General features: G+C 59.7%; 12 protein-coding genes. 11 read left to right on the forward strand and 1 reads right to left on the reverse strand.

Annotated elements, in window-relative coordinates:
• Positions 1–87: 87 nt before the first annotated feature.
• On the reverse strand, positions 88–5283 hold the full coding sequence (locus U5A05_RS21775; RefSeq protein ID WP_321834781.1) for a dermonecrotic toxin domain-containing protein: 5196 nt from the start codon (positions 5281–5283) through the stop codon (positions 88–90).
• A gap of 287 nt (positions 5284–5570) precedes the next feature.
• Here U5A05_RS21775 and cbiE point away from each other — a divergent pair, with 287 nt between their 5' ends.
• The 11 genes from cbiE to U5A05_RS21830 all read left to right on the forward strand — a co-directional run bounded on the left by cbiE (position 5571) and on the right by U5A05_RS21830 (position 16762).
• On the forward strand, positions 5571–6779 hold the full coding sequence (gene cbiE / locus U5A05_RS21780; RefSeq protein ID WP_321834782.1) for a precorrin-6y C5,15-methyltransferase (decarboxylating) subunit CbiE: 1209 nt from the start codon (positions 5571–5573) through the stop codon (positions 6777–6779).
• Entirely contained in the window at positions 6772–7869 is a 1098-nt protein-coding gene (locus U5A05_RS21785) for a cobalt-precorrin-5B (C(1))-methyltransferase (protein WP_321834783.1), read from the forward strand. Before cbiE ends, U5A05_RS21785 begins: the two co-directional genes overlap by 8 nt.
• Positions 7866–8594 carry a cobalt-precorrin-6A reductase gene (locus U5A05_RS21790; protein ID WP_261739913.1) on the forward strand — a complete coding sequence of 243 codons (729 nt, stop codon included), beginning with the start codon at positions 7866–7868 and terminating at the stop codon, positions 8592–8594. Before U5A05_RS21785 ends, U5A05_RS21790 begins: the two co-directional genes overlap by 4 nt.
• Positions 8595–8642: 48 nt before the next feature.
• On the forward strand, positions 8643–8981 hold the full coding sequence (locus U5A05_RS21795) for a type II toxin-antitoxin system RelE/ParE family toxin (protein WP_321834785.1): 339 nt from the start codon (positions 8643–8645) through the stop codon (positions 8979–8981).
• A 5-nt stretch (positions 8982–8986) separates the two neighbouring features.
• Positions 8987–9310: a helix-turn-helix domain-containing transcriptional regulator gene (locus tag U5A05_RS21800; RefSeq protein WP_261739914.1), complete on the forward strand. Its 324-nt coding sequence runs from the start codon at positions 8987–8989 to the stop codon at positions 9308–9310.
• A 104-nt stretch (positions 9311–9414) separates the two neighbouring features.
• On the forward strand, positions 9415–9813 hold the full coding sequence (locus tag U5A05_RS21805) for a DUF2946 domain-containing protein (protein WP_321834787.1): 399 nt from the start codon (positions 9415–9417) through the stop codon (positions 9811–9813).
• 48 nt (positions 9814–9861) lie between these two features.
• Entirely contained in the window at positions 9862–10356 is a 495-nt protein-coding gene (locus tag U5A05_RS21810; protein ID WP_321834789.1) for a copper chaperone PCu(A)C, read from the forward strand.
• Between the two features lie 48 nt (positions 10357–10404).
• Complete coding sequence (locus U5A05_RS21815; protein ID WP_321834791.1) at positions 10405–10782, forward strand: DUF2946 domain-containing protein; 378 nt, start codon at positions 10405–10407, stop codon at positions 10780–10782.
• Positions 10783–10875: 93 nt separating this feature from the next.
• Positions 10876–12954: a TonB-dependent copper receptor gene (locus U5A05_RS21820; RefSeq protein ID WP_321834793.1), complete on the forward strand. Its 2079-nt coding sequence runs from the start codon at positions 10876–10878 to the stop codon at positions 12952–12954.
• Between the two features lie 140 nt (positions 12955–13094).
• Positions 13095–14471 carry a PepSY-associated TM helix domain-containing protein gene (locus U5A05_RS21825; RefSeq protein WP_321834796.1) on the forward strand — a complete coding sequence of 459 codons (1377 nt, stop codon included), beginning with the start codon at positions 13095–13097 and terminating at the stop codon, positions 14469–14471.
• 164 nt (positions 14472–14635) lie between these two features.
• On the forward strand, positions 14636–16762 hold the full coding sequence (locus U5A05_RS21830; RefSeq protein ID WP_321834798.1) for a TonB-dependent receptor: 2127 nt from the start codon (positions 14636–14638) through the stop codon (positions 16760–16762).
• The last annotated feature ends 18 nt before the right edge of the window (positions 16763–16780 follow it).

Here is a 16780-nt window from a genome sequence, read left to right on the forward strand (position 1 = left end):
GCTATCCAGAACAGGCAATGGGCTATTGCAGGTGGCGCATTATGCCTGCTTTGGGCAATCCCATGAAAAGCTTGCCGGACGGAATACCTACATGGGTTGAGGCGGCTCAGCGAACACCGGGTGAACACGGCCCAGACGGCTGATCAGCAAGACTACCGTGTCAGCATTGGCCAGCATCAAATCGATACGTTTCATGGGGTCCTTGGTGAATACCTCACGGGCTTGCGCCAGCGTTTGCACCCCGGCAATTTTTTTCACATGGCTTTTGGCCGGACCGTTTGGTATATCGCTCCACTGCTGGGTATCGGGATTGAACGACTGAAACAGCCTCTGCTCCTCCACGTACGGCGAATGGCACTGCTGAGCGACGTCACAGAGCTGTTTAAGACGGCTGCCATAGGCCGTACGCTCATCCAGTAGATCGGGATAGGGGAAGCCCGGGTTCGAATAAAAAATATCGTCCGTGTTCAGTACTTGATGGTTGATCTCGTGCAACAGGAACGAGGCGCGATAGTGCTGGTTGACCGCAAACGGTGGCTCGGTCTGCTTCAAGTACGGGTGATTTAACGCATAGGGTAATTCAAACACCGAGGCGAAGAACTTCTCGGCCAAATAGACACGCTTGCTCGGGTCCGCAAGGTTGACAAAAGCCACAGTATTGTTCGCAAACCGGGATCGACACACCACGTATTTGCTTGACGTCAGTGGCGCCATATCGGGATGTAAAAACCGTGCAAGCATGGGCTCAACCGTTTGTTTGAGCCGCTCGAGCATCGCTTGATCAATTGCCTCAACATCAAAGAAAATCTCCAGCAGTTCGCGGTTATCAGCATTTACCTCACCCGCCTCGTTCAGCGTATGCAGTGCGTTTTGACTGCGTTGCAGGTAGATAGTCGCCAGCTCATGAGCCTCGCGGATCTTCAATGCCTTCTCAGGAAAACGCCGTTGAATACTGTCCATGCCAATGGCTTCCATTTCATAGGTAAAGGCATACCCGCCCATGATCGCTCTGGAAAACACCGGGCCGCCGCCCAACAGCGGCTCGCGGGTGTCCAGAACCCACTGCTGCTTGTCGTCGAGTTTCAGCAGTGGGCCGTCGAGCTGTTCGTCGATAAAAATGCGCCAGCGCTCGCGCCAGGCCTTGAGACGAAACACTTGCCCGGCCAACTGCACATAGTTGAAGCCGCTGCGCGGGTCGCTGTAAACATGAGTGGAGGGGTCTCTGTGCAGATCTTTCAGGGCCACATCATTGACCTGAAAAGGCTGTAACTCGGCTTGTGGGGCCAGCTCCGGCGTCACGCCTTCGGTATGTTTGCCGCTGCGTTGACGGGTGGCCGTTATCAGCAGCGCCTGGGCAAAATCCCCTACGGCCTCGCCCCACGTGCCCCGCCTTGCCGCGGCCACGCCCTCATTTAGCGCCCCCATGCTCTGCCAAACCACCAACGGAATACTGAGTTTGGCCGGGAGAAACATCAGCGCAGTCTGCACGATCAGGCTGAACAGGTACTTGAAAGACTCCCAATTCGCTTCGGCCGTCGTTTTCGATTGCTCCGCAGCCATTTCCAGCAGCAATTGGTAGTTATCCTTGTACAGTTCATGAAACAAATTGCCCGCGATGGGGCGGTTAGCCAGAGTGGGTGGCAAAGCCTTGAGCAACAGACCGGGTATGGGTGAGCTGATATAACGCGCCAGATGCGGTTCGACAAAACCGCCATTGGCGTAAGTCTTGCGGGTAAAGGCTGACATGCGTGACAGCAGCAGATTTTGCATAGGTGTGGAGGTGCGCAGGTCTTCGAGCACGTCAGCGTCGCTGTCGTAAGACTGGAACGTAAACTGCTCGCTGTAGTTGACCCACAAAATCTGCGGCCCGGCCTCGGGTGCCGCGGGGCCGATCAGGTACACACCCGCGACCCGGTCCGGGTCATCCCCCTCTTCTGCGATCAACTCGAAGGGCCGAATGATGATCGTGCCACCGTCCAGCGGTTCGCGGGCCGAGCCATCGGGCATGTCCATCACATGCTGCAAATAGCGCCAGGAGGTTTCCTTTCTCGGGTCGATCAGCTTCTCGCGCAATGCCTGCTCAATCACTTGCAGCCGCAAATGCTCGGCAAATTGTTGCTGGCGCAGTGCAACGCCATCGTTACCGGGCGCAAGTCTGGTCTTGAGCAAGGTTTGGTACTGAGCGCCGATATCCAGTTGCCGGGTTAACTGACGCACATAAGCGGCGTCCAGCAACGCAGGTAGCGCCCGGCCATCGTGGCCGTGCAAGGACATCGTCCCGGCGTTGAGCCGGTAAAAAGCATTCAAGGCAAACTGCGTCAGGCTCTGGTGAGTACGCGTTGTGGCCGCGGGCAAAAAAGACGGAATATTGCCCACGCCTACAGGAGCGCCAAGATAGGTGTCGATCACCACCTCAATCGCATCCGGCTGCAGCCCTTGGCCAGGAAAGTCGGTGTTCAGGCGAGACGCCAGAGCCGCTCGTGAAAACTCGGTGATTTCCGGGATGTCATGCAAGTAACTCTGATCGGCTTGCCCGGCACTCTGAAAGCGCTGCAACAGGTGAGCGTATTGCTGTTGCTCGTCTGGCGCGGCCGCTTTCAGCCAGGCGGGCAGCAAGGTATTGAACTGTTGCAGACGAGCCGTTTCGATCACCCGCTCCAGCATTACCCCGGCCCGGCCTGCAACCAACGCGCTCTGCACCGTATTTTCAAAAGCCTGCGCCGACAACGGCGTATTTCGGGCCAGACGGCACACATGTTCGATGTCCTGCAGCACCTTGTTGATAGCAGCTATCTGGCATTGGCTGATGAAGTCCTGCTCGATCGGCTCCAGGTAAAGCCAGCGATTTTGCCCGGCCACTTTCCAGTAACGCGTGCCGTCCAGATACGTCGACACGCCCGACTGCTCGGCAGTGCTCACATTGTCCAGCAACTCCCAGCGCCGGACCTTGCTCAGCAAAAGCGCTTCAAGGTGCGCCATGCAATGGTCCAAACAATCAAATCCTTCAAAGCCTGCTGCCGGAGTCCAGACAATTGCACGACCTGCGTTGGCAGACTCAAGCCCGCCGCGTTCGGTGACCAGAAAACAATTGGCCACAGCCATTGCCCCCTGCCCCCCGTTAAACGACAAGCTGATGCCATGCACATCCGGTACGAACTGATTGAGTGCCGGGCGCTGATCACTCACTGGATAGTCCAGTACGGTGTTGAGGATTGCCCGGTCAGTCGAGCCAAGAGCGTTGTCCAGATGCATGAGGCGCAGCTCGGCACGCAACATCACGCCCCTCAAGGTGGCTAGCCTGAGCGCCAGCGCATCCGGACCCTGCGGGCTGTAAGGGGTAAAAAAGAACCCCCGGAGCCGCTGTTTGAACTGGGCGCTGAAATCCATTGCGGCCTGATCCAGCACCGTCAGCACCTTGGTCCCGGCAAAGGTTTTCAGCAGCTTGGCTTCGGCACTGCTGCTTGATTGCAAAGCGGCCTCAACCGCCTGAGGGTTGAGCGGCAGCGGACGATAACCGGTCACCCGCTCCAATAGCGCATCGACAAGCATCACTGATCGAACGGGCGTGTGGCTGTCCCGAGCTTGTATCACCACGCAGGAGAAATCCAGACGTCCATGCCCGGCCCGGATCATGGGTTCCTGCAACCTGGCCAAGGCAAATGAGTATGGGGTTGGCCAATAACGCAGCAGCTCATCCCGCTGAGCCTTCAGGTTCATCAACTTCAAACCCAGCACATCGGCGACCTCACTGGGGCTGTCCGGTACCGGGGTAAAACCGCTTGCACCCGGCACATAACGGCTGCTCCAACGCCCGCCGCTGTTCAACGCCAACAGATCAGGGTCGATCAACTGCCGCACATCGAGTGCATGATCGACCGCTGCCAGCGCGACATGCCCGGCCCGGAGCTGCTGCAACAGAAAATTGAAATCGCTGGACTGCCGGGTGCGAATTGATTGCACGCAAGCGGCGAATACATCGCTGGAAATATGCTCGACACTCAATCGAAGCTCGGACATTGCCGCGAGCGACTCACGTTGATCCAAAGCGATGTAGCGCGCAATCGATGCATACGTCGCAGGGGTTCTCAAACTCGACAGCAGCCAACTCTTGAACCGCGCCCGAGTGCCATGCTTGATCAACCCTTGGGCTGCGCTAAATGAAAAAACCGGGCTCTCCTGCTTCGGAAAAAACACACTGAACACCCCTGACAAGGCTAACTCGCCCTTGGTCGGATCAAACACCGCCAAACGCGCAGCCTGTACCTGGGCGTTGTTATTAACGTCCGAAAACATCTGCTGCAAATGGCCAAATTGTTCCCGGGTAATCTGCTGGTCATGCAGGGCTTGTAGCGTCTGGTGATAAAACAGGTCGCCGAGCCTGGCGACACAATGGTCAAACGGGCTGACTTGCGCTGCACCCGCCTCCTGCCAATACGTGTCCAGAGCCGCCTGCATGCGCTTTGGCAGGTCTTTGGTTGCACTCGACAGCACTCGAACAAGGCGCGTTTCAACTTCATGGGTGCCGCCCTCAGGCAACCCCAAAATCTCTCGGCTATCGGCAGCGGGCAATTCACCCTTCAGGTAAAAATCCAGCGCCGCCGTGCCCAAGCTTACTGTCGTGACCTGGTCTTCCTGCGTGGGGTGTTCCCCACGTCTGCTGCTGCGAAGCCAGATCGTCTGAAAATCCAATAGCCAACCTGGATACTCCCGCGCCAGCGCACGACTCAACTGTGTATCGAGGACCGAGCGTAACGAAGGCAGAGTGATCAGACTGGCCAATGCCTGCACCCGGCAACTGACTAAAAAGTCGCTAACACCCTGACTGACATTCTGCATCACCGGTGATTGCACCTGCCGGGTGTCGAGCGTCAGCGCACCAGGCGTGATCAGAGCAGCGCGCACGTCCAGAGGGGTCAAGCGCAACAACTCACTGCGCTGTTCGGGATCGTCCAGTTGCTGCTCGAGCGCCTGGCGCAAAGCACTTTCGTCGGCGAACCGTCGCAACGTGCCCGTTACAGTAAATAAAAATACGGCGCTGCCTGGGGCATTGCCTGGTCGGCACAGCAGGGCACCCGCCCAGTGCACCGGTCGGCATTGCTTGCGTGACACAAACAGGCTGTGCACCTGCGCCGACCCGGTGGGGTGGTCTTCCTTTACCGCACTGCGCAGCGCGCTGCTTTCGGCCGCACTGAGGTCACCCGCCAACTCGGCGAGCGACAGGCTGTTCATGAAGCATTCATACAAGGCCTGCTCTGCATAAAACGGGCGTGGGATAGCGTTCATCGTTCATCTCGCAAGCGTGACGGGCGAGCCTGAAGGGCGCCCTGAAAATGAACTCAAACGCTAAGCCACGGCACCATTGCAAAGGCATTACATACTTATCGACACCAAACCGTTGTAACCGCGGCTGCAGCGCCCCGCCCAATCTTCGCCAAGGTCACGTCATTGCACCCGGTGGCTTTATGCGCAAGGCACCTGCAGGCCAAGGCGCGCTATCATGCGTGCCCTGTCTACGGGCCTTTGAAACCCGCTGGCAGTTGGATAAATCAGCGTTCACCAAGAGGATCGGCATGTCGCCCTGGCTAACAATTGTGGGAATCGGTGAAGACGGCTTCAGCGGTCTGGGCAAAACTGCGCGCCGCGCGCTGTTGAGTGCTGGCACCGTGATAGGCGGCCAGCGCCAGCTCGACCTGCTGCCCGCATGCATCCGTGGCCAGCGCCAAACCTGGCCCAGCCCGTTTTCATTGGCCCCCGTGCTGGCAATGCGCGGCGAACCCGTGTGCGTACTGGCCAGCGGCGATCCGATGCTGTTTGGCGTCGGTGCCAGCCTGGCACGATTGGTCCCGAGCGATGAAATGCAGGTTCTGTCAGCGCCTTCGTCCTTTTCGCTGGCAGCCGCCCGACTGGGCTGGGCCTTGCAGGACGTGGTCACGCTGTCCGTAGTAGCGCGCCCAGTAGCCGCTCTCAATGCCCATCTGCACAGCGGCGTGCGCTTGTTGGTGTTGAGCAACGATGGCAGTAGCCCGGCCATTATTGCTGCGATGCTGCGCGAACAGGGTTTTGGCCCGAGCCTGCTGACGGTGCTGGAACATCTTGGCGGCCCACTGGAACGCCGGGTTGAAGCCTGCGCCAATGCCTGGAGCGACCCGCCGATCGCAGCCCTCAACCTGATCGCTATTGAATGCCAGGCCGATGCCTCGACCCAGCCCCTATCCCGTGGCGGCTTGCCTGACTCGGCCTTCAAGCATGACGGCCAACTGACCAAGCGCGATGTGCGGGCCATCACCCTCGCCCGTCTTGCGCCCTTGCCCGGCCAACTGCTGTGGGATGTGGGCGCGGGCAGCGGCTCAATCGGTATCGAGTGGATGCGCACCTGGCCAAGCTGCCGCACGCTGGCGATTGAAGCCGATGCGGGCCGCCAACAACTGATCGAACACAACCGCGATGCTCTGGGCGTTCCCGGCCTGCAACTGATTCGCGGCAAGGCCCCGCAAGCCCTTGCCGGGCTGGAGCGCCCGGACGCGATTTTTATCGGTGGCGGCGTGACCCGCGAGGGCGTGCTCGACACCTGCTGGCAGCAACTCAAGCCCGGCGGGCGACTGGTGGCCAATGCCGTCACCCTGCAAAGTGAAATGCTCCTGATGAGCTGGCGCGAACGCCACGGCGGCGAACTGACGCGGGTTCATATCGCTCAGGCGCAACCGCTGGGCGAGTTCGACACCTGGCGCCAGGCGCTGCCGATTACCCTTCTGGACATGACCAAGCCCCTCGATGCGTGACGAAACCGCCGAACAACCCGCACCGCTGCGCAGTGGCCTGACCACCGGCAGCTGCGCCACCGCCACCAGCCTGGCCGCCGCCCGCTTGCTGCTCAGCGGCGTCTGCCATGACGCGGTTGAGATCACCCTGCCCAAAGGCAAAAAGGTGCAGATGCGTCTGGAATTCTGCCGCCTGTGCGAAGCAGGCGCCGAAGCGGGCACCATCAAGGACGCAGGCGATGACCCGGACGTGACCCACGGCGCACTGCTCTACTCGCGGGTGCGCCTGCGGCCCGAAGCGGGCATCGGCTTTGTCGCCGGGCGGGGCGTCGGTACGGTGACCCGCCCAGGGCTGGTACTGAACGTGGGCGAACCGGCAATCAACCCGGTACCGCGCAAGATGATCACCGACCATTTGCAGCAACTGGCAGCCGAGCTGAATTACGGCGGCGGCTTTGAAGTGACCGTAAACGTGCAAGACGGCGAAGCACTGGCCCTGAAAACCATGAACCCGCGCTTGGGGATTCTCGGCGGGCTGTCGATTCTGGGCACCAGCGGCATCGTGCGCCCGTTCTCGTGTGCGGCCTATATCGCCTCGATCCACCAGGGCATCGACGTGGCCAAAACCAACGGCTACCTGCATATCGCCGCCTGCACCGGCAATGCCAGCGAAGACACCATGCGCCGGGTCTACAACCTGCCGGAAATTGCCCTGATCGAAATGGGCGACTTCGTCGGCGCGGTCCTCAAGCATTTGCGCAAAGTCCCTGTGGATAAGTTGAGCATTTGCGGCGGTTTCGGAAAGATCAGCAAGCTGGCCGCGGGGCATATGGACCTGCACAGCCGTCACTCCAGCATTGACCTGCCGCAACTGGCGCAATGGGCCGCTGCCATTGGTGCCGACCTACAACTACAGGAAGCCATTCGCCAGGCCAACACCAGCCAACAAGCCTTGGCGATGGCCAGTGCGGTCGGTATCGCCTTGGGCGATGCGGTATGCCAGCACGCGCTGAATTTTGCCCGCAGCGTGGTGCCTGCCCAGGTACAGATTGAAGTGTTCGCCATCGACCGCCAAGGCGGCATCGTTGGCCACGCCGGAGCTTTTGCATGAAACGGATATTGTTGCTCGGTGGCGTCACCGAAGCGCTGGCCATCGCCCGCACGCTCGGCCCCCAACACGTCTACAGCCTGGCCGGGGTCGGTCGCGTGCCTACCGATTTGCGTTGTGAAGTACGGGTTGGTGGTTATGGCGGCGCAGAAGGTCTGGCCCGGTATATTGCCGACGAGGGCATCGACTTGCTGCTGGATGCGACCCACCCCTACGCGGCACAAATCAGCCGTAACGCAGCTCTTGCCGCTGCAGCCAGCGCCATCCCGTGCTGGGCCCTGCGGCGCCCGGAGTGGGTTGCACAAGCCGGTGATGACTGGCGGGAAGTGGCGGATTGGGCCGAACTGGTCGAAGCCTTGAGACCATTCAAACGCCCGCTGTTCACCCTGGGCCGCGAACCGCTGGAGCATCTGCATGAGATCCCCGAGCACCAGTTCTGGACCTTGCGCGCTCTGGATCAGTACCCCGGCAATGAACGTTGCGAGGTGATCGGCGCACGCGGGCCGTTTCTGCTCGACGAAGAGCGAGCATTGTTCGAGCAGCGCCAGATTGATGTACTGATCAGCAAAAACAGCGGCAGCAGCGCCACCGAACCCAAACTGGAAGTCGCCCGCGAGCGTGGAGTACCGGTGTTGATCCTCAAGCGGCCGGAGCTGGCGAGGGTTGATCGGGAGTTTGTGCTGGCTGATGAGTTACTGACGACTTTAAGAGCACTTCATTACGCATGAATTTCATCGCCCTTGCCATATGGTAACTTATTTGTTACCTTTAGCGGCATGACGATCTCCGTAGAAGAATATTGCGGTCAAGATAAAACCAGCCCTTTCGAGCGCTGGTTTTCGTCATTGGATGCCCATGCTGCAGCTAAGGTATCCACAGCAATTTTGCGCATGGAGATGGGCAACACTTCGAACATAAAGTGGTTTGAAGGCTTGGGGGAGTACCGCATCGATTGGGGCCCCGGCTATAGAATCTATTTGTTACAGGAAGGAAAACGCTTGATCATCCTGTTTGGCGGTGGCGACAAGTCCAGCCAGAAACACGATATCAAACAGGCTAAAAAACTCATTGCCGAGTACAAAAGCCGAAAAAACACCACGCAACACACGAGGTAATTGCTATGGCTCTCACAAGAAGTTTCAAGCAAACAATTGCTGAGCGAGCCCAACGCGACCCCGCATTTGCTCAAGCTCTGCTCGATGAAGCCGCTACTCTTTTCCTGAATGGCGAGCCAGAAATGGCGCGGGTCATTCTTCGCGATCTGGTCAATGCCACCGTGGGGTTTGAAGGCCTGTCCAAAGAAACAGCCAAGCCCAGCAAGAGCCTGCATAGAATGCTCTCGGTCAGTGGCAACCCGAGCATGGACAATCTGGCGGCCATCTTTGCCGTTATCCGTAGCAATCTCGGGGTTCAAATAGAGGTACATGCGGTGCCGGCGCACTGACGCGTACTCCAGTGCGGTGACACTCAGCCGCACCCGCTCTTTTTACTTACGCCGATCATTCAGGCTTAATAGCCACCTTGATCGCCTCACTCATGGAATTGCTCATGTCCCGACAACGGTTTGCATTTGCCTGGATCGCCTGCTTTGCAGTGCTGTTCAACATGCTTGCCATGTCGACGGCCGGAGCGATGGGTAACGCTAAACCTGCTGCCACCGAACAGTTTATGTGGAGCAGCTTTTGCACCTCAACCGGCACCAAGATGGTTGCCGTGTCGCTGGGCACGGTTGACGCGGGTGACAGCCAGCAAGACGATCACTCCACCATGCAGCATTGCTGGTGCTGCTCGGGTTCTGCGCCGCTGGTGGCTCTGCCCGCGCATATTCCCACCTTGTATTTTGCGGCCATCGAACATGGCCACAGCCTGATCCCCGATCACCTCAAACGCCCTACCCCGCGCCAGCAATGGCCGAGCCTCAACCCCCGCGCCTCACCTCTGGTCTGATTCCGCCTCGCACTCCTTTTGCGTTTTGAATCGTTCCGGAGAATCGCCATGTTGAACCGCTCACTGCTCAAGCACGCCCTGATCGCGGCGGCTGTATTGCTGCCTGCCTGTTTTGCCAACGCCCACGAATACAAAAGCGGCACGCTACAAATTGCCCACCCGTGGTCACAAGAGCTGCCGCCCAACGCGCCGACCGTGGCCGCGTATTTTGTCATTCACAACACCGGCACCACTGCCGATCGCCTGGTCAGTGTCGACACCCCTATTGCCGACAAGGCCGAGCTGCATCAGCACGTGATGGAGGGCGACTTGATGAAAATGCTGCCGGTGGCCAGCGTCGACGTCCCGCCTGGCGGCACCGTGACGTTTGCGCCCATGGCGTACCACGTGATGATGTTCGGCCTCAAGGATCGCAGCCTGCTGCAGGACGGCAAGCACTTCCCGCTGACCCTGCACTTTGAAAAAGCCGGTGCGGTGCCGGTTGAAGTCAACGTGCAGAAAACAGCCCCGGCCGACAGCATGGAACACATGCACGCCCACTAACGGCCAAGGTTTCTGAACCCCGTGCGCGAACCTCGCGCCAGGCACTCCATGTCGCAAATTCGCGGCAGTTGGCTGAGCCTGTTTGCCATGTTGATGATTTTTATCGGCCCGCTGATTTCCCAAGCGATGCCGATGGATCATCACGGCTCCATGTCCATGCCCATGCCCATGTCGATGGATATGAGCATGGACATGTCTGCGCACGCCGAACATAAACAGCCTGCCACCGACCACCACGCGATCTGGGAAAAGTGCGGCTACTGCACCCTGCTGTTCAGTTGCCCGGCGCTGCCCGGCAGCGTTGACCTTAACCTGTTTGATGCGCCTGCGCCCAAGCGCTATCTGGCGTCCAACCCCCGGCTGGGCCATGCCCGGCAACCGGTCTTCCCCGGATCGCGCTCGCGAGCCCCACCCGCATTCTTTTAAGCCTCGACACAACTCATTATCTGGCCGACCTGCATACGCTGCTTTAGACAGCCGCAGGTGCCGGGTTGTATTCGCTTGAATATTGGAATGCTTATGTCCCGTTTTACTGCTGCCTCCCGTTTGCCTCACGCCCAGGCGGTTTTGCCCTTTGCCCTCAGCACCCTGTGCTGCGCATTGCTGGCGTCCACCGCACTGGCCGACGAACATGCAGGGCACACTAATGAACTGAGCCCGCTGGTGATTACCGCCATTGCCCCCAGCTCGCCCCTGACCGTGGTCACCAACCCCAAGGACCCGCGCCAGCCGGTGCCCGCCAGTGACGGCGGCGACTACCTCAAGACCATCCCAGGCTTCGCCATGATCCGCAACGGCGGCACCAATGGCGACCCGGTATTGCGCGGCATGTTCGGCTCGCGCCTGAAGATCCTCACCAACGGCGGCGAAATGCTCGGCGCCTGTCCTGGGCGCATGGACGCACCAACGTCCTATATCTCACCGGAAACCTACGACAAGCTCACCGTGATCAAAGGCCCGCAAAGCGTGCTCTGGGGCCCTGGCGCTTCGGCGGGCACCATCCTGTTCGAGCGTGAGCCCGAGCACTTCGGTGAACTGGGCACACGGGTCAACGCCAGCCTGCTGGCAGGCTCCAACGGCCGCTTCGACAAAACCATCGATGCCGCCGCCGGTGGCCCGCTGGGCTATGTACGGGTGATCGGCAACACGGCCCACTCCGACGACTACAAGGACGGCAATGGCGACACCGTGCCGTCGCGCTACGACAAATGGAACGGCGATATCGCCCTCGGCTGGACCCCGGATGCCGATACCCTGCTGGAACTCACCGCCGGCAAGGGCGATGGCGAAGCACGTTCGGCCGGGCGCGGCATGGACGGCAGCCAATACCTGCGCGAAAGCCTTGGCCTGCGCTTTGAAAAATCCAATATCGGCGACGTTCTCGACAAGATCGAAGCACAGGTCTACTACAACTACGCCGACCACGTGATGGACAACTACACCCTGCGCACCCCGTCGGGCACCGGCATGATGGCCGGGCCGATGGCGTCCAACGTCGACCGCCGCACCCTCGGCGCCCGCATCAAAGCCACCTGGCGCTGGGCCGATTACCAGTTGATCAGCGGCATCGAAGCACAGACCAACGAACACCGCAAACGCATGGGTATGGGCATCGATACCTACAAGGAGCAGAACTGGAGCAAGGACGCCGACTTCCACAACTACGGTGCCTTTGGCGAGCTGACCTGGTACGCCGCCGAACGTGATCGGGTAATTACCGGCGCGCGCCTGGACCGTGCATCAGCCAAGGATTACCGCGCCCGCCTCGGTTCGGGGATGATGAGCAAACCCAACCCGACCCTCAACCAGACCCGCGCCGACACCCTGCCCAGCGGCTTTGTCCGTTTTGAGCATGACCTGGCCGACAGCCCGACCACCTTGTATGCAGGTCTGGGCCACGTGCAGCGTTTCCCGGACTATTGGGAACTGTTTTCGCCAAGCTCAGGCCCTGCCGGTTCGGTGAACGCGTTCGATGCTATCAAACCGGAAAAGACCACCCAACTCGATATGGGCCTGCAATACAAAACCGCAACCGTGGAAGCCTGGGCCTCGGTGTATGCCGGTGAAGTCCGCGACTACATTCTGTTCGACTACGCCAGGGGCGCGTCCCAGGCACAGAACATCAACGCGCGGATCATGGGCGGTGAACTGGGCGCGGCCTATCAACTGACCTCCAACTGGAAAGCCGACGCGACTCTGGCCTATGCCTGGGGCAAAAACACCACCGACGGCAAGGCTCTGCCACAAATGCCGCCGCTGGACACCCGCCTGGGCCTGACCTACAGCGAAGACGACTGGAGCGCGGGCGCCTTGTGGCGAGTAGTGGCACCCCAGGGCCGCATCGACCGTAACGCGGGCAACGTGGTGGGCAAGGACTTCGACAAGAGCGCCGGGTTTGGCGTGTTCTCGTTCAATGGCGCGTACCGCATAAACAAGAACCTCAAGGTCAGCGCCGGGGTCGACAACCTGCTGGATAAAAACTACAGCGAGCACCTGAACATGGCGGGCAACGCCGGTTACGGCTTCCCGGCCAACGACCCGACCCCGATCAATGAACCGGGCCGCACGTTGTGGACCAAGGTTGATGTGAGCTTCTAACCCGCCTTGTGGGAGCGAGCCTGCTCGCGATGGGATCGCTGCGGAGTGTCAGTTACACCGCGTCGTCTGAATCGCGAGCAGGCTGGCTCCCACAGGATCCAGATTCAACAAAAAGTATTTAGCCTTGCGGAGCCGCTCACATGAGCCAATCAACACCGTCTTTCTACAACCTGGCCTGGCGCTGGCATTTCTATGCCGGGCTGTTTGTTGCTCCATTCATGATCCTGCTGGCACTGACCGGGATTATTTACCTGTTCAAACCCCAGCTCGACCCCCTGCTCTACGACCACCTGCTCAACGTCAGCCCCAGCCATCACAGCCTCAGCGCCGACCAGCAATTACTGCGCGTGCAAACCGCTTATCCACAGGGCCATATCAGCCAGTACCTGCCGCCAATCAACCCGGAGCGCAGCGCTCAATTTGTGATCCACAACGGCGGGCGCGAGCTTAACGTGTTTATCAACCCCTACAGCGGTGAAGTGCTGGGCGAGCAGGATGCCAAGCTCAATCTGCAAGCCGTGGCTCGGGCACTGCATGGCGAGTTGATGATCGGCACCCTCGGCGACCGGCTGGTGGAACTGGCTGCTGGCTGGGGCGTGGTGCTGGTGGTTTCCGGTCTGTACCTGTGGTGGCCACGCGGGCAATCGGCCGCCGGAATACTGTGGCCGCGCCTGGGCCGACGCGGGCGGGTGCTGTGGCGTGACTTCCATGCCGTAACCGGTTTCTGGGGCGCAGCCCTGTTGCTATTTATGCTGGTCAGCGGCATGACCTGGACCGGCTTCTGGGGCAAGCAATACGCCGATGTCTGGAACCAGTTCCCGGCAGCGATGTGGAACAACGTGCCCAAGTCCGATGTTGAAGCCCGCAGCCTCAATACTGCCACCCGCCAGACCGTGCCCTGGGCGCTGGAAAACACCCCGATGCCAGTCTCCGGCGCCCACGCCGAGCACATGGGCCACGGCGCCATGCCCAGCGGCCCTGCTGCTCCCAAGATCACGCTGCAAGATCTGGTCAACATCGCCAGCCAGCGCAAGGTCGAACCCGGTTACAGCATCACCCTGCCCACCACCGCAACCGGCGTGTTTACCATCGCGGTATTCGCCGACGACCCGCGCAACGACGCCACCCTGCATGTCGATCAATACACCGGCGAGGTCCTGGCTGACGTGCGCTGGCAGCATTACAGCAACGTTGCCCGCGCCACGGAAATGGGCGTGATGCTGCATGAGGGCAAGCTCTTCGGCTCACTGAACCAGATCGCGATTCTGCTGGTGTGCCTGATGATCCTGCTCAGCTCGGTCAGCGGCCTGGTGATCTGGTGGAAACGTCGCCCGCAGGGTCGTTTGGGCGTGCCGCCGTTACGTCACGAATTGCCGACCTGGAAGACCGGGGTTGTGATCATGCTCGCCCTCGCCGTGATGTTTCCGCTGGTGGGGGCATCGTTGATCGCTGTTTGGGTGCTTGATCGCCTGTTGATGGTTTTTCGCTCAAAACCCCAACATGAGCACTCCTCATAACTAACGTGAGTCATCCGAGAGGCGCATTCCAGAGCATTCCCTATACTGGCGCGCCAGTATCGGACACAAAATAGTTGTTACTGTATAACAATCTATTTAAGCTCCATTACCCGCCGCCAGGAGGCAGCGGGCACACCTCTCGAAAAAAGCGACTCACTGCCACGATGAACAAGTACCTAGTGTCCAGCCTCTGCCTGCTGGCGATAAACAGCGCCCAGGCCGATGACAGCGCCCCGTCCCTGATGTTGCCAGCCGCGAGCATTACCGCCCCTGAAGTCGATCTTGAAAGCATCGACCTCAAGACCGCCACCAGCGCCGGTTCGCGCCTGAACCTCAACAGCCTCGAAACTCCGGCCAGCGTTGAGAGCCTGACGGGTGCGCAAATCCGCGCCCGCGGTGATCGCAGTGTGCAAAGCGCCGTCACCCGCAGCACCGGTATCAGCAACACCGGCACGCCGGGTAACGGCGGCTCGGCCTACTCGGCCCGCGGCTTTGTCGGGGAAGGCTCGGTGATGCAGCTGTATGACGGCGTGCGCATGTACAGCGGCGCGGGCACCGTGACCTTTCCGGTGGACGATTGGTCGGTTGAGCGCATCGACGTACTGCGCGGCCCGGCTTCGGTGCTGTATGGCGAAGGCGCTACGGGTGCGGTGATCAACGTGCTCCCGAAAAAACCGTTCAGCGGCGAAATCGAAAACCACCTGCGCGTCGGCTACGGCTCCTACGACACCCGCCAACAGGCGCTGGACAGCGGCGGTTCGCTGACCGACACCCTGAGCTACCGCTTGAATATCAATCACAACCAGAGCAATGGCTGGATCGATCACGGCAACTCTGAAAATACCTTTATCAGCGCCGCCCTGCGCTGGCAGGCCAATGATGATCTGGCATTCACCCTGAGCCACGACTATGGCGACCAGGAACCGCAAAACAACTTCGGTGTACCGCTGATCAATGGCCGATATCACCAAAGCCTGCGTGACAAAAACTACAACGTGCGTGACGCCAAGCTGCACTACAACGACCAGTGGACGCGCCTGAACAGCGAATGGCAGATCAACGACAACCTCACTGCCAGCAACGAGCTGTACTACCTTAAGGCCCAGCGCCGCTGGCAGAACGCCGAAAACCACGCATGGAATGAAAGCCAGCAAACCTTGCTGCGCAGCGGTTACTACAGCATCAAGCACGAACAGGAACAGGTCGGTGATCGCCAGACCTTCACCCTCAACCACGACCTGTTCGGCCTTAAAAGCAGAACCTTGGTCGGCGCGGACTACAACCGTATCCACTTCAACCTGCACAGCAACTCGCCGTATACAGATGTGAACACAAACGGCCAGCCAATCGACCTGTACCACCCGGACCGGGGCGAGTTTGAAAGTCAGTCGCCATACCGCGACCAATTCACCACCACTACGCAGCAGGTTTCACTGTTCGCTGAAAATCGCACCGAGCTGACCGATCAACTGTCGCTGGTCACCGGCGTGCGCCGCGATATCGTGCATCTGGATCGCAATGATTTCTTTCTGGATAAAGCCACCGAACGCAGCGACCGAGGCCTGTCGGCCAATAGCTGGAAAGTCGGCCTAGTATACGAGTTGACACCAGACATGTCGGCCTATGTCCAGCAGGCCACCAGCGTAGATGGCGTGGGTGGGCTGATCAGTCTGGATCAGAAGCAGCAAGACTTCAGCCTGGCCCATGCCCGCCAGACCGAAATCGGCTTCAAGCAGATGTTCTGGGACCAGCGAGGCGAATGGACCCTCGCCGCGTACCACATCATCAAAAAGGATTTGCTGACCACCGACCCGAATGATTCCACCCGTACCCTGCAAGTCGGCGAGCAATCCTCCAATGGCCTGGAAGCCAGCCTTGATCTGCAACTGCCGCACCGCTGGCAGCTGCAAGCCAATGCCTCTGTGGTACGCGCCCAGTACGACACGTTTAATGACGAAGGCGTGTCACGCAAAGGCAATCGCCCTACGGATGTACCGCGACGTACCGCCAACCTGTGGTTGAGCAAGGCCATTACCGATGACGTGAATGCCGGAGCCGGTGTGCGTTATGTCGACTCGCGTTATGCCGACACGGCCAACAACGTCGAAGTGCCGAGCTACACCGTGGTCGACGCTACCGTGAGCTGGAAAGCCCTGCCCAAAACCACCCTGGGACTGCGCCTGAACAATTTGTTCGACCGCCAGTACGCTGTTAGCCAATACAATGGCGGCCAACAGTGGATCATGGGCGAACCGCGCTCGTTCTTTGTGACGGCTGATTACGCATTTTAAGCGCTGCCCTCAAACCGT

The sequence above is a fragment of the Pseudomonas kulmbachensis genome, assembly GCF_963681935.1.
Lineage (GTDB): Bacteria > Pseudomonadota > Gammaproteobacteria > Pseudomonadales > Pseudomonadaceae > Aquipseudomonas > Aquipseudomonas kulmbachensis.